12 protein-coding genes are annotated in these 18,272 nt (G+C 73.9%); 6 read left to right on the forward strand and 6 right to left on the reverse strand.

The window, feature by feature from the left end; translation table 11 throughout:
- Positions 1-59: 59 nt before the first annotated feature.
- Both glgP and CP977_RS24030 read left to right on the forward strand, forming a co-directional pair.
- Positions 60-2,624, forward strand: a complete 2,565-nt coding sequence (glgP, locus tag CP977_RS24025; RefSeq protein ID WP_109185412.1) for an alpha-glucan family phosphorylase — start codon at positions 60-62, stop codon at positions 2,622-2,624.
- A gap of 155 nt (positions 2,625-2,779) precedes the next feature.
- Positions 2,780-3,511 (forward strand): maleylpyruvate isomerase family mycothiol-dependent enzyme, encoded by a 732-nt coding sequence (locus CP977_RS24030; protein WP_152370791.1) that lies wholly within the window; start codon positions 2,780-2,782, stop codon positions 3,509-3,511.
- 54 nt (positions 3,512-3,565) lie between these two features.
- Here CP977_RS24030 and CP977_RS24035 read toward each other — a convergent pair whose 3' ends face one another.
- The 5 genes from CP977_RS24035 to CP977_RS24055 all read right to left on the reverse strand — a co-directional run bounded on the left by CP977_RS24035 (position 3,566) and on the right by CP977_RS24055 (position 12,041).
- Positions 3,566-5,161, reverse strand: a complete 1,596-nt coding sequence (locus tag CP977_RS24035) for a sensor histidine kinase (protein ID WP_152370792.1) — start codon at positions 5,159-5,161, stop codon at positions 3,566-3,568.
- Entirely contained in the window at positions 5,154-5,810 is a 657-nt protein-coding gene (locus tag CP977_RS24040) for a response regulator (RefSeq protein WP_062752131.1), read from the reverse strand. Before CP977_RS24040 ends, CP977_RS24035 begins: the two co-directional genes overlap by 8 nt.
- 87 nt (positions 5,811-5,897) lie before the next feature.
- Entirely contained in the window at positions 5,898-7,925 is a 2,028-nt protein-coding gene (locus tag CP977_RS24045; protein WP_109185417.1) for a M4 family metallopeptidase, read from the reverse strand.
- A 493-nt stretch (positions 7,926-8,418) separates the two neighbouring features.
- Positions 8,419-10,257 carry an ABC transporter ATP-binding protein gene (locus CP977_RS24050; RefSeq protein ID WP_062752129.1) on the reverse strand — a complete coding sequence of 613 codons (1,839 nt, stop codon included), beginning with the start codon at positions 10,255-10,257 and terminating at the stop codon, positions 8,419-8,421.
- On the reverse strand, positions 10,254-12,041 hold the full coding sequence (locus tag CP977_RS24055) for an ABC transporter ATP-binding protein (protein WP_062752128.1): 1,788 nt from the start codon (positions 12,039-12,041) through the stop codon (positions 10,254-10,256). The genes CP977_RS24050 and CP977_RS24055 overlap by 4 nt, the downstream gene beginning before the upstream one ends.
- Positions 12,042-12,196: 155 nt before the next feature.
- On the opposite strand from CP977_RS24055, the gene CP977_RS24060 reads away from it, so the two are divergent.
- Genes CP977_RS24060 through CP977_RS24075 form a run of 4 tightly spaced genes read left to right on the forward strand, consistent with a single transcriptional unit; the run spans position 12,197 to position 15,996 of the window.
- Positions 12,197-13,108 carry an ABC transporter ATP-binding protein gene (locus CP977_RS24060; protein WP_062752127.1) on the forward strand — a complete coding sequence of 304 codons (912 nt, stop codon included), beginning with the start codon at positions 12,197-12,199 and terminating at the stop codon, positions 13,106-13,108.
- Positions 13,105-13,848, forward strand: coding sequence for an ABC transporter permease (locus tag CP977_RS24065; RefSeq protein WP_062752126.1), 744 nt, complete (start codon positions 13,105-13,107; stop codon positions 13,846-13,848). Before CP977_RS24060 ends, CP977_RS24065 begins: the two co-directional genes overlap by 4 nt.
- A gap of 25 nt (positions 13,849-13,873) precedes the next feature.
- Positions 13,874-15,352 (forward strand): sensor histidine kinase, encoded by a 1,479-nt coding sequence (locus CP977_RS24070; RefSeq protein WP_244412652.1) that lies wholly within the window; start codon positions 13,874-13,876, stop codon positions 15,350-15,352.
- Entirely contained in the window at positions 15,349-15,996 is a 648-nt protein-coding gene (locus CP977_RS24075; protein ID WP_152370793.1) for a response regulator, read from the forward strand. Before CP977_RS24070 ends, CP977_RS24075 begins: the two co-directional genes overlap by 4 nt.
- Before the next feature lie 22 nt (positions 15,997-16,018).
- Here the strand turns inward: CP977_RS24075 and glgX are convergent, their stop codons facing one another.
- On the reverse strand, positions 16,019-18,220 hold the full coding sequence (gene glgX / locus CP977_RS24080; protein ID WP_062756852.1) for a glycogen debranching protein GlgX: 2,202 nt from the start codon (positions 18,218-18,220) through the stop codon (positions 16,019-16,021).
- Positions 18,221-18,272 lie beyond the last annotated feature (52 nt).

Raw genomic sequence — 18,272 nt, forward strand, 5'->3', positions numbered from 1 at the left:
CCGGGCACACAGCGTGGTGCGCCCGCTCCGCTCCGTACTCGCCTGCGAAGGTGGAACACGTGAAGGCAATCCGTCGATTCACCGTGCGTCCCGTCCTCCCCGACACCCTTCGACCCCTCGCCGACCTGGCGCGCAACCTGCGCTGGTCCTGGCACGAGCCCACCCGGGCCCTCTTCGAGTCCCTCGCCACCTCCGGTCCCGGTGCCCCGCCCGGCACCGACCCCGTCCGGATCCTCGGCTCCCTCGAAGCCCCCCGGCTCGCCGCGCTCGCCGCCGACCAGGACTTCCTGGCCCGGCTCCGCGCCGCCGCCGAGGACCTCGACGCCTATCTGCACGCCCCCCGCTGGTACCAGGAGCAGTCCGGCGACCTCCCGGCCGCCGTCGCCTACTTCTCGCCCGAGTTCGGCGTGGCCGCTGCCCTGCCCCAGTACTCCGGCGGCCTCGGGATCCTCGCCGGCGACCACCTCAAGGCCGCCAGCGACCTCGGCGTCCCCCTGATCGGCGTCGGCCTGCTCTACCGGCACGGCTACTTCCGCCAGTCCCTCGGCAGGGACGGCTGGCAGCAGGAGCAGTACCCCGTCCTCGACCCCGGCGAGCTGCCCGTCACCCTGCTCCGCGAGCCCGACGGCACCCCCGCCCGCGTCACCCTCGCCCTGCCCGGCGGCCGCAGCCTGCACGCCCACCTGTGGACCGCCCAGGTCGGCCGCGTCCCGCTGCTCATGCTCGACTCCGACGTCGAGGAGAACGCCCCCGGCGAACGCGGCGTCACCGACCGCCTCTACGGCGGCGGCAGCGAGCACCGGCTCCTCCAGGAGATGCTGCTCGGCATCGGCGGCGTCCGCGCCGTCCGCACGTACACCCGGCTCACCGGCCACCCCGTCCCCGAGGTCTTCCACACCAACGAGGGCCACGCCGGCTTCCTCGGCCTCGAACGCATCCGGGAGCTCCAGGGCGACGGGCTCGACTTCGACAGCGCCCTGGAGACCGTCCGGGCCGGGACCGTCTTCACCACCCACACCCCCGTCCCGGCCGGCATCGACCGCTTCGACCGCGCCCTGGTCGCCCGCCACCTCGGCGAGGACGGCGCCCTGCCCGGCGTCGACACCGGCCGCGTCCTCGCCCTCGGCGACGAACTCCCCCTCGGCGGCGAACCCGGCGTCTTCAACATGGCCGCCATGGGCCTGCGGCTCGCCCAGCGCGCCAACGGCGTCTCCACCCTCCACGGCGCCGTCAGCCGCGCCATGTTCGCCGGACTCTGGCCGGGATTCGACGCCGACGAGGTGCCGATCACCTCCATCACCAACGGTGTCCACGCCCCCACCTGGGTCGCCCCCGAGGTCGGCCCCCTCGGCCCCGACGCGAGCGACCGGGAGCTGTGGGACCTGCGCCGCACCCTGCGGGAACGGCTCGTCGCCGACGTACGGGACCGGCTGCGGGCCTCCTGGCGGCAGCGCGGCGCGGCCGCCGCCGAACTCGGCTGGACCGACTCCGTCCTCGACCCCGACGTCCTCACCATCGGCTTCGCCCGCCGCGTCCCCTCGTACAAGCGGCTCACCCTGATGCTGCGCGACAAGGACCGGCTGCGGTCGCTGCTGCTCCACCCCGAGCGGCCCGTGCAGCTCGTCGTCGCCGGCAAGGCCCACCCCGCCGACGACGGCGGCAAGCGGCTCGTGCAGGAACTCGTCCGGTTCGCCGACGACCCCCGGGTCCGGCACCGGATCGTCTTCCTGCCCGACTACGGCATGGAGATGGCCCGCGGTCTCTACCCCGGCTGCGACGTCTGGCTCAACAACCCCCTGCGCCCCCTGGAGGCCTGCGGCACCAGCGGCATGAAGGCCGCCCTCAACGGCTGCCTCAACCTCTCCGTCCTCGACGGCTGGTGGGACGAGTGGTTCGAGCCCGACTTCGGCTGGGCCATCCCCACCGCCGACGGCGCGGCCGCCGCCGACGAGGAGCGCCGCGACGACCTGGAGGCCGCCGCCCTCTACGAGCTGATCGAGCGCCGGGTCGCCCCCCGCTTCTACGACCGGGGCCCCGACGGGGTGCCGTCCGGCTGGACGGCGATGGTCCGCCGCACCCTCGCCGACCTCGGGCCCAAGGTCCTCGCCGACCGCATGGTCCGCGAGTACGTCGAGCGGCTCTACGCCCCCGCCGCCTCCGCCCGCCGGGCGCTCACCCCGGGCCGGGCCCGCGAACTCGCCGCCTGGAAGGCCCGGGTCCGGGAGGCCTGGCCCAAGGTGGCCGTCGAGCACGTCGAGGTCGGCGACGGCCTCGCGGACGACGTGGCCGACGCGGAGCTGGGCGCCACCCCGGTCGTCCGCGTCCGGGTCGCCCTCGGCACGCTCGCCCCCGACGACGTCGAGGTCCAGGCCGTCACCGGCCGGGTCGACGCCGACGACACCCTCACGTCCCCCCGCACCGTCACCCTCAAGCCGGCGGGCGGCCCGGACCTGGAGGGCCGCCTCCCGTACGCGGGCACCCTGGAACTCGACCGCACCGGCTCCTTCGGCTGCACCGTCCGCGTCCTCCCCACCCACCCCCTCCTCGCCCACCCCACCGAACTGGGCCTGGCGACCCTCCCGGAGGAGACGACGGGGGCGGGGGCGGGGGTGTTGTTGCGGTAGGGGTCGTCCGGATCCCCTGAACCGTGGTGCCTCGCCCCGAGGCACCACGGCCCTCAGGACCCGCCTCCGGGCCGGTCGCACGTCGCCCGGTGGGGTGCGGGCCGGTTTCCGGGGAACCGGTGCGGGGACGCGCGGACACCGAACGGAGCCAGGCCATGACGTACGACGGAAGCGTGGCGCCCGCCGCCCTGCTGCCCCTGCTGCGCACGTCCGTGGAGCGGTTGCACGCCTCGGCGGCGGCCCTGACGGACGACGACGTAGGGGCCCCCTCGCTGCTGCCCGGGTGGACCCGGGCGCACGTGCTCACCCACATCGCCCGCAGTGCCGACTCGCGCACCCGGCTGCTGACCGCAGCCCGCACGGGCGCGGACCTCGCGCAGTACGACGACGAGGCGCAGCGGGAGCGGGAGATCGAGGAGGGCGCCGGGCGGCCGGCCGCCGAGCTGGCGGCGGACCTGCGCGGTGCGCTGGGCGGCTTCCTGACGACCGCCGCCGAGCACCCGGACACGGAGTGGGAGGTGCCGGTGCGCCGGCTGGGCGGCGGGATGCGCCCCGTGCGGGGCGCCGTCGGCAGCATGCTGCGCGAGGTGGAGGTGCACCACACCGACCTGGGGCGCGGCCACCGGCCCGCGGACTGGCCCCCGTTCTTCATCGCCCGCGAACTCGCGACCACGGCGGCCGGGCTGCGGGAACGCGACGACGCGCCCGGCATGGTGCTGATCGCCGACGAGGACCGGGTGCTGCGTCCGGTCGGCGGCGGGCGCGGACCACGGGTGTCGGGGCCGGCGACGGCCCTCCTGGGCTGGCTGACCGGCCGCGCGGACGGACACGGCCTCACCCTCGACCCGCCCGGCCCGCTCCCCGACGTGCCCGCCTGGCGGAGCTGACCGGACGGCGGGTTTCCCGCGGGGGCGCGAGGGGTCGTTTCCCTTCGTGACCGTTCAGGGCACCTCGGTCTTGTCGGTGAGGTGCCCGGCCGTGAAGCACAGGCGGTAGACCGGGATCGTGGCGAGGAGGGTCGTCCGGTAGTAGCGGCACTCGTCCGCGCCCGGCGGTTCGGCGGGGGCGCCGTGGGGCGGGCCGTCCAGGGAGCGGGCGGGCAGGTGCTCGGTGACCTGTGCGTACGGCTGGCCGATGCGCAGGCGGGCGTACTCGGCCGGGTCCAGGTGCGATCGGTGCTGGGTCCACAGGGCGACCCCGGTCATCAGAAGGCCGAGGGCCGTGAGGAGGGCCAGGGGGATCCAGATCGCCTGCGTGAGGCCCCGGCGCACCTCGCGGCGGGCCCGGTCCAGTTCGCGTGCGGAGGTGGGGGCCGTGGGTGGGGGCGGTGGGGGGTTGCGGGGCAGGACGGCCTCCAGGGCGAAGCCGCCGTCCGCCGTCGGCCCGTGCGTCAGGGTGCCGCCCGCGAGGCGGACCCGTTCGTCCAGGGCGACGAGGCCCGTGCCGGGGGAGGGGAGGGGGGTGGTCGCCGTGGAAGCCGGGGCGTTGAGGACGCGGACCCGTACGGCCTCCTCGGTCGGCTCCGGGGCGATCGTGAGCGAGATCGGCGCGCCCGGGGCGTGCTTGGTCGCGTTCGTCAGGCCCTCCTGGACCACTCGGTACAGGGCGGGACCCGTCATTCCCGGGAGGGGTGGCATCGGTGACGTCACGAACGTGACGGGCAGGCCCGACGCTTGGGCGCGGGTCACCAGTTCCTCCACCGTTTCGCCGGGTGGGGTCGTCGGCGCCGCCGTGCCGTCCTCCCGCAGTACGCCGATGACGTCCCGCAGCCGGGCCGTCGCGTCCGCCGCCGCGCGCCGCAGTTCGCCCGCCGCCCGCCGCTGGTCCGGGCCGAGGCCCGGGTCCAGCTCCAGGGCGCCCGCCCGGACCGCGATCAGGGCCAGGTCGTGGCCCAGGGAGTCGTGCATGTCGCCCGCGATCCTGGACCGCTCCCGCAGCCGCTCCCGGTCCGCGACGGCCGCCTGCTCCCGTTCCATCCGGTCCGCCAGCTCCCAGCCGCTGCGCACCAGCCGGTCGTACTGGCGCACGTAACGGCCGATCAGCCACGGCGCCACGACCGCCAGGGCCAGTGCCAGGAGGAGGGTGAACCACTGGGCCGGGGGCGTGTGCGTGACCGCGGTCAGGAGCAGTCCCGTCGCCGCGATCGCGGCGAACAGCCACAGCGCCCCGCGCGTCCGCTCCTGCCGTCGCCCCGCGAGGTAGCCGAAGGCCACCAGGGCCAGGCTGTACGAGGGGGTGAACAGCTCCAGGGTGAGGGTCAGGCTCGCCGCGACCGTGATCGCGAGCGGCACCAGCGGCCACCGCCTGCTCACCGCGACACAGCCGCCGAGGACCGTCACCCCCAGGGCGACCAGCGGCCAGGAGCCACCGTCGTTCGGGTCCGAGCGGAGGAGGACCGGGAGGGAGAGGAGGAGCCAGAGGGCCGTGTCGGCGGCGTGTTCGCGGGTGGTGCGGCGGAGGTGTTCGCGCGTGTGGGGCCAGGGGCCGTGGGGGCGCTTGCTCTTTCCGGGCCAGGGACGGCGGGGGCGTTCAGTCATGCGCGACCAGGCCCGCCTCGTGCGCCAGGACCGCCAGTTGGACCCGGTTGCGCAGGTCCAGACGGCTCAGAACCGCGCTCACGTGTGCCTTCACCGTGCCCTCGGCGATGTGCATCCGGTCCGCGATCTCCTGGTTCGAGAGACCCGCGCCCAGGAGGGCCACGACCTCCCGCTCCCGGCCCGTCAGCGGCTCCAGGCGGGTCCGCGCCTCGGCGGCGCGGGTGAACCGCTCGCCGCCCAGGGTGTCGATGACCCGGCGGGCTACCGAGGGGGAGAGCGCGGCGCCGCCGGCCGCCACCGCCTTCACCCCGGCGACGAGTTCGCGCGGATCCCCCGACTTCAACAGGAAGCCGCCGACGCCCGAGCCGAGCGCCCGCGCGATGTAGGCGTCCTCCGAGAAGGTCGTGAGCACGACGACGGCCGCGCCCGGCACGGCCCCGCGCAGCTCCTCGGCGGCGGCCAGCCCGTCGAGCCGGGGCATCCGGACATCGAGCAGGACGACGTCCGGCCGGTGCTCGCGGGCCAGCTCGACCGCCTCGCGCCCGTCGCCGGCCTCCGCCACCACCTCGATCCCGGGGTCGGTGGCGAGGATGGCCCGCACCCCGGCCCTGATCATCGTCTCGTCGTCGGCCAGCAGCACCCTGATCATGCGTTCCACCCTACGGAGGACGCGCGGACGCCCCGGGAGCGTTGCTCCCGGGGCGTCCGTCGCTTCGTTCCGGCCTTTCCGTGACGGTTACGGGAAGGTCAGCTTGAAGCCGTTGATGTAGCCGGTGTCGTACGAGGCCCTGTCCTGGACGCGGAGCTTCCAGGCGCCGTTGGCGACCTCCGAGGAGGCGTTCACGGTGAAGGTCTGCACGATGTTGTCGGCGCTGCCGCCCGCGCGGTTGTGCAGGTTGTAGACCGAGCCGTCGGGGGCGATGAGGTCCACGACCAGGTCGCCCTTGTAGGTGTGGACGATGTCCACGCCGACCGAGAGGTTGCTGGGGGCGTTGCCGGTGACGCCGGTGACGTTGACCGTCGAGGTGACCGCGGCGCCGTTGTCCGGGATCGAGACGTCGGCGGTGTTCTCGAAGACCTTGCCACCGGGGTTGCCGCCGCCGGGGCGGGCGCCGACGTTGATGGCGGCCCAGGCGTTCTCGACGGCCGTCACCTCGGGGCTGGTGGCGCCGTAGAGCGCCTTCGCCACGTCGACCGTGCCCGTGCGGGCCGCGGCGTAGTTGGTGTTCGAACCGAACTTGGTGGTGAGCGCCTTGAACCAGATCAGCGCGGCCTTGTCCCGGCCGATGCCCGTGACGGGCAGGCCGTCCGAGGTCGGCGAGTCGTAGTTCACGCCGTTGATCGTCTTCGCGCCGCTGCCCTCGGAGAGCAGGTAGAACCAGTGGTTCGCCGGGCCCGAGGAGTAGTGGACGTCGATCGAGCCGATGCCCGAGTACCAGGCGTCCTTGGACGAGCCGTCCTTGCTCGGCTTGTCCATGTAGCGCAGCGGGGTGCCGTTGCCGCGGATGTCGATCTTCTCGCCGACCAGGTAGTCGCCCTGGTCCTGCGGGTTGTTGGCGTAGAACTCGACCGCCGCCGCGAAGATGTCCGAGGTGGCCTCGTTGAGGCCGCCGGACTCGCCGCTGTAGACCAGCTTGGCGGTGACCGAGGTGAGGCCGTGCGTCATCTCGTGCGCGGCCACGTCGATCGAGGTCAGCGGCTTGGCGTTGCCCGCGCCGTCGCCGTACGTCATGCAGAAGCAGGAGTCCTGCCAGAAGGCGTTGACGTACGCGTTGCCGTAGTGGACCCGGGAGTACGCGCCGACGCCGTCGCCGCGGATGCCGGTGCGGCCGTGCACGTTCTTGTAGTAGTCCCAGGTGAGCGCGGCGCCGTAGTGCGCGTCGGCGCCGGCGGTCTCCTTGTTCGACGGGCTGCCGTTGCCCCACACGTCGGTGGAGTTGGTGAACAGCGTTCCCGTGCCGGAGCTGCCGCCGTTGAGGTTGTACGTCTTGTGGTTGCCGCGGCCCGTGTCCGTCAGCGTGTACGAGGGCGCGGTGCCGAGCGTCACCTGGCCGCTGTACTGCGTGTTGCCGGTGCCCGTCTCGACGGCCTGCCACTCGTAGAGCTTCGCGCCCGTCTTGGCGTCCGTGACGACGTGCAGCTCGTTCGGGGTGCCGTCGTGCTGGAGGCCGCCGACGACGGTCTCGTACGCGAGGACCGGGGTGCCCTCGGCGAGCCAGACCACCTTGCGCGGGGCGCGGCTGGCGGCGGTCTTCTCGGAGCCGTCCGCCTGGGCGAGGCCGACGGCCTGCTTCTCGGCGACCGCCGGGGCGACCTTGGCGGTCGTGTCGACGTTCTTCAGCTCCGCGCGGACCGCCTTGGTGACGCTCTGCCGGGCGCCGGCCTTCGTCTCCTCGACGATCAGGTCGCCGCCGAGGACGGGGAGGCCCGCGTAGGTCCGCTCGTAGCGGGTGTGGGTCGTGCCGTCGCGGTCCTGGACGACGTCGCGGACGACCAGCTTCTCCTGGGCGGTGAGGCCGAGGGACTTGGCCGTGGCGTCCTTGTCGGCGTCGGCCGCCTTGATGAGCGCGGTGCGCTCGGCGGGGGTGAGGTCGGCCGGGAGCTTGCCGGGGTTCGCCGAGGTGCCCTGCTGGGCCTTGGGCGCGACGCCGAACGGGGTGTCCGCCGCGGTGGCGGCGCCCGTCTGGACGCTCACGGCGATCATGGCTGCGGCGGCTATCAGGGCGCCGGTCGCGGTGGCGCGACGGCTGGGCGTGGATCTCACGCGGACTCCTTTTGCGAGGGGGGTACCGGCGGGCCTGGGTGAGGCCGTCGGGCAGAGCAAGGAGAGCGGTTGAGCACGTTCGGGTGGCGCCGGGAACTTTCGTTCGGGGCAGGGGAGAGAGTGGCAGGGATGACGGGGACCTGTCAGGAGTGCGGCTGGAAGTTGGCCAGAAATCGTCCGCTGTCGGTGCGGGCGCGTTCGTTAAGCGGACGTTTCGTGGGGGGTGGGGGTGGTGTTGCTTTCTGTTCGGGTGGAGGTGTCCTTTTGCCCGCGGTCGATGGGGGTGGGGCGTGCGCCGGTGCCCCCGGGGGCGTGGGGGCCGCGGAGGGGGCCGCGTTCGGGACTGCATGATTTACGGCGCGTGCGGGGCCTGGTGGAGTGACCGGTTCCCGTGCGCCACACATCACGCTTTACGTCCCGAACGCGGCCCCCTCCACGGCCCCCACTCGCGTGCGTCCTCCTCCTCCACGCCCCCCACTCGCGTGCCTCCTCCTCAGCCCACCAGGCTGTCCCGCCACGCCCGGTGCAGGCCCGCGTAGTGGCCGTCTCCCGTCACCAGGGTCGACGGCGGGCCGTCCTCGACGATGCGGCCCGACTCCATCACCAGGACCCGGTCCGCCACCTCGACCGTCGACAGGCGGTGGGCGATGACCACCGCCGTACGGCCCTTCAGGACCGTGTCCATCGCCTGTTGGACCGCCCTTTCACCCGGTACGTCGAGGGAGCTCGTCGCCTCGTCCAGGATCAGGACTGCTGGATTCGCCAGGAGCGCGCGGGCGAAAGCCACCAGTTGGCGCTGGCCCGCCGAGATGCGGCCGCCTCGCTTGCGTACGTCCGTGTCGTAGCCGTCGGGGAGATCCTTGATGAAGTCGTGGGCTCCGATGGCTTTTGCCGCTTCCTCGATTTCTGCGCGGGTCGCGTCCGGGCGGCCGATCGCGATGTTCTCCGCCACCGTGCCCGAGAAGAGGAAGGCCTCCTGGGTGACCATGACGATTCCCCGGCGGAGGTCGGGGGTGGTGAGGTCGCGGAGGTCGGTGCCGTCGAGGAGGACTCGGCCTTCCGTCGGGTCGTAGAAGCGGGCCAGGAGTTTGGCCAGGGTTGATTTTCCTGCGCCCGTCGCTCCTACTACGGCCACCGTCTGGCCGGCCGGGATCTTCAGGTCGAAGGTGGGGAGGACCTCGCCTCCCGTGCGGTACGCGAACCTCACGTTGTCGAAGACCACCTCCCGGCCCGGGGCGCCGGTGCGGTGGGGGAGTTCGTGGGGCGCCGTCGTCTCCGGGACGCCCGGTTCCTGGGCCAGGAGGCCCGCGATCTTGGCGAGGGACGCCGCCGCCGACTCGTACGAGTTGAGGAACATGCCCAGGCGGTCGATCGGGTCGTACAGGCGCCGCATGTACAGGACGGCCGCCGCCAGGACGCCCAGCTCCAGGGAGCCCTCCGCCACCCGGTACGCGCCCCAGAGGCACATTCCGGCCACTGCCGTGTTCGCCACGAGGCGCGAACCGACGACGTAGCGGGCCATTTCGAGGAGCGCGTCGCCGTTGCTTCGTTCGTGCCGGTGGTTGAGCGCCGAGAATTCCGTGTCGTTGGTCTTCTCGCGGCGGAACGCGCGGACCGGGCGGATGCCGTTCATCGTCTCCGCGAACTTCACGATCACGCCCGCGATCGCGGTGGAACGCTCCCCGTACACCCGGCCCGCGCGGCGGCGGTAGAGCTGCACCAGGAGGTAGAGGGGGACGAAGGACGCCGTCGCCACCGCGCCGATGCCCAGGTCCAGCCAGAGGAGGACGAGGGTGATCGAGAGGAAGGAGAGGACCACGCCGATCAGTTCCTGGAGGCCCTCCGAGAGGAGTTCGCGCAGCGACTCCACGTCCGTGGTCGAGCGGGAGATCAGGCGGCCCGAGGTGTAGCGCTCGTGGAAGTCGACGCTGAGCAGCTGCGCGTGGCGGAAGATCCGGCCGCGCAGGTCCAGGAGGACGTCCTGGTTGACGCGGGCCGCTCCCCGGACGAAGGCGTACTGGAGGAGGCCCGAGAGGGCCGCGCAGAGGAGGTAGCCGAGGGCCACCGCGACCACAGGGCCGTGGTCGCCCGCGCGGAAGGCCGGGACGCCGCGGTCGATGGCGTACGCGACCAGCAGCGGGCCCGCCTGGACCGCCGCCTCCTTGACCAGGAGGACCAGCGCGGCGACCGCGACCCGCGCGCGGTGCGCGGACAGGAGGGAGCGGAGCAGGGCGCCCGTCGCCCCCGGGGGCGCGGGCAGGTCGTCGCGGTCGAAGGGGTCCGGCTCGTCCGGCGCGGTGGTGGGCGGCTTCGTGAGCGTGGTGTCCGTCATCGCCGTTCCTTCTCGCCCGACATCAGCCAGGCGTACTCCTCGCTGCTCCGCAGCAGTTCCTGGTGGGTGCCCACGGCCGCGATCCGGCCCCCGGACAGCAGCGCGACCCGGTCGGCCAGCATCACCGTCGACGGGCGGTGCGCCACCACCAGGGCCGTCGTCTCCCGCAGCACCTCCCGCAGGGCCGCCTCCACCCGGGCCTCCGTGTGCACGTCGAGGGCGGAGAGGGGGTCGTCCAGGACCAGGAAGCGGGGGCGGCCGACCACCGCGCGGGCCAGGGCGAGCCGCTGCCGCTGGCCGCCCGACAGGCTCAGGCCCTGCTCGCCGACCTGGGTCGCCGCGCCCTCGGGCAGCCGGTCCACGAAGCCGTCCGCCTGGGCCACGGCGAGGGCGCGCCGCAGTTCCGGTTCGCCGGCCGTGCCGCCGGCCCCCATCAGGACGTTCTCGCCGACGGACGCGGAGAACAGGGTGGGTTCCTCGAAGGCCATCGACACCAGGGAGCGGAGGCGGCTCCGCTCCATGAGCGCGATGTCCTCGCCGTCGAGGAGGATCCGGCCGCTCGTCGTCTCGTGCAGGCGCGGTACGAGGGCGGTGAGCGTTGTTTTTCCGGAGCCCGTGCCGCCGACCAGGGCGAGTGTTTCGCCGGGTCGGATGTGCAGGTCGACGCCGTCCAGGACCGGCGGGGCGTCCTGCGGGGCGTCCGGGTAGCGGAAGGTGACGTTCTCGAAGCGGACCCCGTCCGGGCCGGTGGTCCGCGAGGACCCCGGGGCGGCCGTGTCCGGTTCCTCCTCGGCGTCCATCACCTCGAAGTACCGCTCCGTCGCCGTCGCCGCCTCCTGGCTCATCGCCAGGAGGAAGCCGATCGACTCCACCGGCCAGCGCAGTGCGAGCGCCGTCGACAGGAACGCCACGAGCGTGCCCGCCGACAGGTCGCCGTCCGCGACCTGCACCGTGCCGAGGACGAGCGCCGCGCCGATGGCCAGTTCCGGTACGACCGTGATGACCGCCCAGATCATGGCGAGCAGCCGGGCCTTGACCAGCTCCGTGCCCCGCAGGCGTTCGGAGAGGTCGCGGAAGGCCCGGGCCTGGCTGCGGTGCCGGCCGAAGCCCTTGACGATCCGGACGCCGAGGACGCTCTCCTCCACGACCGTCGTCAGATCGCCCACCTGGTCCTGGGCCCGGCGCGCCACCCGGCCGTACCGGCCCTCGAAGAGCGAGCAGACCACCACCAGCGGCAGCACCGGGGTCAGCAGCACCAGGCCGAGGGACCAGTCCTGGGAGAGCAGCAGCACGTACCCGGCGAGGATCGTCACGCCGTTGACCAGGAGGAAGGTCAGCGGGAAGGCGAGGAACATGCGGACCAGCATCAGGTCCGTCGTCCCCCGGGAGAGGAGCTGGCCCGACGCCCACCGGTCGTGGAAGGCGATCGGCAGTCGCTGGAGCCTGCCGTACAGGTCGGCCCGCATCCGCGCCTCCACCCCGGCGAGCGGCCGAGCCACCAGCCAGCGCCGGAAGCCGAACAGCACCGCCTCCGCGATCCCGAGCAGCAGCAGGTACAGCGCGCCGAGCCACACGCCCCCCGGGTCCCGGTCCGCCACCGGCCCGTCCACCAGCCACTTCAGGACGAGGGGGATGACCAGCGACAGACAGGAGGCGACGATCGCGACGAAGGCGGCCGTGAACAGCCGCCCCCGCACGGGTCGTACGTACGGCCACAGGCGGAGCAGGACGCGCACCGCCGACCGGTCGGGGGTGCTTGGCGGGGGGAAGGGGTTCTCGGGCATCAGGTCCGACCTTACGGTTCGCCACTGACACCGCTCATCCGGTTTTCCGGCCCCGGCGCCCCGGGGGTCGTACCGGCCGTCAACCGATCGGCTGATGGCCGGTCCGAGCGGATCGGCCGATACCGGCGGGCCGCCCCGGACGGGAGGCTCGGGGCATGACGACAGCAGCGATCGAAGTGCGGGGACTGCACAAGTCCTACGACGGCCGGAAGGTCGTCGACGGGGTCTCCTTCGAGGTCGGCGAGGGGGAGGTCTTCGGGATCCTCGGGCCCAACGGCGCCGGCAAGACCACCACCGTGGAGTGCGTCGAGGGGCTGCGCACCCCCGACGAGGGCCTGGTCCGCGTCTGCGGGTACGACCCCGCCGTGCGGCGCGCCGAGGTGACCCGGGTCCTCGGCGTCCAGCTCCAGGAGAGCGAGCTCCAGCCCAAACTGACCGTCCGCGAGGCCCTCGACCTGTACGCCTCCTTCCACGAGCGGCCCGCCGACCCGCACGCGCTCGCCGAACGGCTCGGGCTCCTGCCCCATCTGAAGGTGCGGTTCGCGAAGCTGTCCGGTGGCCAGAAGCAGCGCCTGTTCATCGCCCTCGCCCTGATCGGGGACCCCCGGGTCGTCGTCCTCGACGAACTGACCACCGGCCTCGACCCGCGCGCCCGCCGCGAGGTCTGGTCGCTGGTCGAGGCCGTCCGGGACAGCGGGGTGACCGTCCTGCTCGTCACCCACTTCATGGAGGAGGCCCAGCGCCTCTGCGACCGGATCGCCGTCCTCGACCGCGGCCGGGTCGCCGCCCTCGACACCCCCGACGGCCTGATCGGACGCTCCGGCAGCGCCAAGGAGATCTCCTTCGCCGCCGGCACCCCCGTCGACCCGGCCGAACTGCGGGCGCTCCCCGGGGCCGTCTCCGTCACCACCGCCGACGGGCGCACGGTCGTCGGCGGCACCGACGAGACCGTCACCGCCTTCGTCTCCCTCCTCGCCCGCCAAGGCGTCACCGCCCACCAGCTCCGGGTCACCGACGCCACCCTCGACGACGCCTACCTCGACCTGACGGGAAACGACCACCGATGAGCACTCCCACCGCGACCGTCCTGAAGACCGAGGCGCGGCTCTTCGGCCGCGAGCCCGGCAGCCTGTTCTGGGTCATGCTCTCGCCGACTCTGCTGCTCGTGATCCTCGGCCTGATCCCCTCCTTCCGGGAGGCCTCCGAGGACCTCGGCGGACGCCGGGTCATCGACCTGTACGTCCCCGTCTCCGTCCTCTTCGCCCTCATCATGTCCGGGCTCCAGGCCATGCCCCCGGTCCTCTCCGGCTACCGCGAGCGCGGCATCCTGCGCCGGATGTCCACCACCCCCGTACGGCCCGGGGCCCTGCTCACCGCCCAGCTCGCGCTGCACGCCGCCGCCGCGCTCGTCTCCGCGCTGCTCGTGATCGCGGTCGGCCGCCTCGCCTTCGGCGTCGCCCTGCCGGGGAACCCCGCCGGGTACCTGCTCGCCCTGCTGCTCGCCGTCGCCTGCGGGCTCGCGCTCGGCGCGACCGTGTGCGCCGTCTCCCGCACGCAGAAGATCGCCACCGCCGTCGGCTCGGCCGTCTTCTTCCCCACCATGTTCACCGCCGGAGTCTGGGTACCGGTCCAGGCCATGCCCGATACCCTGCAGCGGATCGTCGGGCTCACCCCCTTCGGCGCCGCCTCCGAGGCCCTCGACACGGCAGCGTCGGGCGGCTGGCCCGGCTGGGCCGCGCTCGGGGTCATGGCCCTGTGGGCGGTCGCCCTGACCGGCGCGTCGGTGCGCTGGTTCCGTTGGCAGTGAGCGAGTGAGCGAGGGGGTGGGGGTGGTGCCGACCACCGTCGAGGAACGCTGGCGCCAGTTCTTCCGCTGGGGGCCGTACGCGCTGCTCGGCATCGCCACCGCGATCGCCGGGGCGTCGGTGGGGACGCTGATGGACCGCGCGGAGGCGCTGGTCGCCGGTGTCCTGGTGGTCGCGGCCCTCCTCCTCCACGTGCTGTGGGACCGCCGCTGCGCCCGGTTCGTCGCGGCCCACGGGTGGACGACCGGACCGCCCGGCGCCGGGGCCGCGCCCGTACGGGGAGGGACCGCACCCGTACGGGAAGGGGCGGAGCCCGTACGGGGTGAGTTCGCGCCCGTACGGGATGAGCCCGCACCCGTACGGGACGAGATGGAGCTCCTACGGGATGAGCCGGGGGCCCTACGGGGAGCGTCCGGGGGCCGTTCCGTGCCGGAGGAGCCCCCGCCCGTGCTCGTGCCCGGGGCGCCCGGGCCCGCCTCCACCGCGCACTTCGTCCTCCGTACCGCCCTCGCCTTCGCCCTGACCTGGCTCAACCCCTTCTTCGCGGTCTACGCCTGCGTCGGCTACTTCGACGCCGTCCACCTGCTGCCCCGCCGGCTCTCCCACCCCGGACTCCTCGTCGTCGCCGTCACCATGGCCGGTTCCCAGTCCGGCGGACTGCCGCCCGCCTCCCCGGTGCAGTGGCTCGTCTTCGGCGGGCTGTTCGCCCTGAACGCCTGCCTCGTCGTCGGCTTCTCCCACCTCGCCGTCAAGGACGCCGAGAAGGCCACCGAGCGGGCCGCCACCATCGCGGAGCTCGGCCGCGCCAACCGGCGCCTCGAACAGGCCCTCGCCGAGAACGCCGCCCTCCAGGCCCAACTCCTCCTCCAGGCCCGGGAGGCCGGGGTCGCCGACGAGCGGCGGCGGCTCGCCGCCGAGATCCACGACACCATCGCCCAGGGCCTCACCGGGGTCGTCACCCAGCTCCAGGCCGCCTCCGCCGCCCCCGACCGGGACCGCGCCGAGCCCCATCTGCGGCGCGCCGCCGACCTCGCCCGGCACAGCCTCGGCGAGGCCCGCCGCTCCGTGCGGAACCTGAGCCCCGTCGCCCTGGAGCACGACGCCCTCCCCGACGCCCTGCGCAAGACCGTCGAGGAGTGGGCCGAACGCACCGGCGTCGACACCCGGTTCACCGTCACCGGCACCGAGGCCCCGCTGCACGACGAGGTCGCCGCCACCCTGCTGCGGATCGCCCAGGAGGCCCTGTCCAACACCGCCCGCCACTCCGGGGCCGCCCGGGCCGGCGTCACCCTCTCCTACATGGGCGACGAGATCACCCTGGACGTACGGGACGACGGACGCGGCTTCGACCCGCTCGCCCGGCCCGAACGGGACGGCGACGGCGGCGGGTTCGGGCTCGACGGCATGCGGGCCCGCGCCGAGCGCCTCACCGGCACCGTCACCGTCGAGACCGCCCCCGGCGAGGGCACGGCGGTCTCCGCCCGCGTACCGTTGGCCACACCATGACCGACATCACCCTGCTGATCGTCGACGACCACCCCGTCGTACGGGACGGCCTGCGCGGCATGTTCGCCGCCGAGGGCTCCGGCTTCCGCGTCCTCGGCGAGGCCCCCGACGGCGTCCGGGGCGTCGAACTCGCCCTGGAACTCGACCCCGACGTGGTCCTCATGGACCTGCGGATGCCGGGCGGCGGCGGTGTCGACGCCATCGCCGCGCTCGCCCGGCACGGCGCCCGCTCCCGGGTCCTCGTCCTCACCACGTACGACACGGACACCGACACCCTCCCGGCGATCGAGGCCGGCGCCACCGGCTACCTCCTCAAGGACGCCCCGCGCGAGGAGCTGTTCGCGGCCGTGCGGGCCGCCGCCGAGGGCCGTACCGTCCTCTCCCCGGCCGTCGCCTCCCGGCTCGTCACCGCCGTCCGCGCCCCCGCCGCCCCGCCCGCCGACACCACCCTCTCCGCGCGCGAGGCCGAGATCCTCGCCCTCGTCGCCCGGGGCACCGCCAACCGGGCCATCGCCGCCGAGCTGTTCATCAGCGAGGCCACCGTCAAGACCCACCTCACCCACATCTACGGCAAGCTGGGCGTGAAGGACCGGGCGGCCGCCGTCGCCGCCGGGTACGACCGGGGGATCCTGGGCCGCTCCTGAAGCGGCGGGACCCCCCGGACCCCTATCTCGACACCCGCAGCAGCACCACCGACCGGGCCCCCACCGCCAGCGCCTCCCCGCCCCGGTGGACCGTGCCCGGCGGCTCGGACTGGTCCTCGCGGGCGGTGTCCACGACCAGTTCGTACGTCTCCGCCCACGGCGGCCCCGGCAGCCGGAAGTCCAGCGGCCGGTGGTCGGAGTGCAGGACGGCGAGGAAGCTGTCGTCGGTGATCCGCTCGCCCCGCGCGTCCCGGCCCGGGATGTCCCGGCCCGACAGGTAGAGGCCGAGCGTCCCCGCCCGCGCGTACCAGTCGCCCTCCGTCATCTCCGTGCCCTCGGCCGTGAACCAGGCCAGGTCCCGCAGCCCGTCCGCCCGCTGCGGCCGGCCGGAGAAGAAGGCCCGGCGCCGCAGCACCGGATGCCGGTGGCGCAGCGCGAGGAGCCGCCGGGACAGGGCGAGGAGCTGGGCCCGGCCGGGGTCCTCCGGCAGCGACCAGTCGAGCCAGCCGATCTCGTTGTCCTGGCAGTACGCGTTGTTGTTGCCGCCCTGGGTGCGGCCCATCTCGTCGCCGGAGACCAGCATCGGCACCCCGGTCGACAGGAGCAGGGTGGTGAGCAGGTTCCGCTGCTGGCGCAGCCGCAGCGCCCGGATCTCCGGGTCGTCGGTCTCGCCCTCCGCGCCGCAGTTCCAGGACCGGTTGTCGTGGGTGCCGTCCCGGTTCCCCTCGCCGTTGGCCTCGTTGTGCTTCCGCTCGTACGTGACGAGGTCCCGCAGCGTGAAGCCGTCGTGGGCGGTGACGAAGTTGACCGAGGCGTACGGCCGGCGCCCGCCCCAGGCGTACAGGTCGCTGGAGCCGGAGAGCCGGTAGCCGAGGTCCCGCACGTCCGGCAGCGCCCCCCGCCAGAAGTCCCGCACCGCGTCCCGGTAGCGGTCGTTCCACTCGGTCCACAGCGGCGGGAACGCCCCGACCTGGTAGCCGCCGTTGCCCACGTCCCAGGGCTCCGCGATCAGCTTCACCCGGCGCAGGACCGGGTCCTGGGCGATGACCGCCAGGAAGGGGGAGAGCATGTCCACGTCGTGGAAGGAGCGGGCGAGGGCCGCCGCCAGGTCGAAGCGGAAGCCGTCCACCCCCATCTCCGTCACCCAGTAGCGCAGGCTGTCGGTGATCAGCCGCAGCACCTGCGGCTGCACCACGTGCAGGGTGTTGCCGCAGCCCGTGTAGTCGGCGTACCGGCGGGCGTCGGACTGGAGCCGGTAGTAGCCCCGGTTGTCGATGCCCTTCAGGGAGAGGGTCGGGCCCAGCTCGCCCGCCTCCGCCGTGTGGTTGTAGACCACGTCGAGGATGACCTCGATCCCGGCCGCGTGCAGCGCCCGCACCATCTTCTTGAACTCGCCGACCTGCTGCCCGGCCGTCCCCGAGGAGGAGTAGCCGGCGTGCGGCGCGAAGTAGCCGACGGAGTTGTACCCCCAGTAGTTGCGCAGGCCCCGCCGCAGCAGGTGGTCCTCGTGCGCGAACTGGTGCACCGGCAGCAGCTCCACCGCCGTCACCCCGAGCCGTACGAGGTGGTCGATCGCGGCCGGGTGCGCGAGGCCCGCGTACGTGCCGCGCAGGTGCTCGGGGATGCCCGGGTGCAGCTGGGTGAAGCCCTTGACGTGCACCTCGTAGATGACCGAGTCCTGCCAGGGCGTCTTGGGCCTGCGGTCGTCGGACCAGTCGTCGTCGTCCTGGACGACGACCCCCTTCGGGACGTGCGGGGCGGAGTCCCGCTCGTCGCGGACGGTGTCGGCCACGTGCTGCTGCGGCCAGTCCCGCACGTGCCCGTACACCTCGGGCGGCAGGGAGAACTCGCCGTCGACGGCCCGCGCGTACGGGTCGAGGAGCAGCTTCGCCGGGTTCCACCGGGCGCCCGTCCACGGGTCCCAGCGGCCGTGCACCCGGTAGCCGTACCGCTGCCCCGGGCCGATCCCGGGCACGAAGCCGTGCCAGATCTCGTGGGTCAGCTCGGTCAGCGGCAGCCGCGTCTCCGTCCCGTCCCCGTCGAACAGGCACAGCTCGACGGCCTCCGCGCCGCCCGCCCACAGGGCGAAGTTGGTGCCCGCGACCCCGCCGGGTCCGACCCGGCAGCGGGCGCCCAGGGGCGTCGGGGCCCCCGGCCACACGGGCGGCCCCGCCCGCTCCAGGGCACGCTGCTGTACCGCCTCCTGCTCGGCTGCGCTCGCCACCGTCCGGCCTCCCGCGGCTCCGTCGGGCCCGCGCGCGGGGAGCGGCGGCGTC

This window comes from Streptomyces cinereoruber, assembly GCF_009299385.1.
Lineage (GTDB): Bacteria > Actinomycetota > Actinomycetes > Streptomycetales > Streptomycetaceae > Streptomyces > Streptomyces bikiniensis.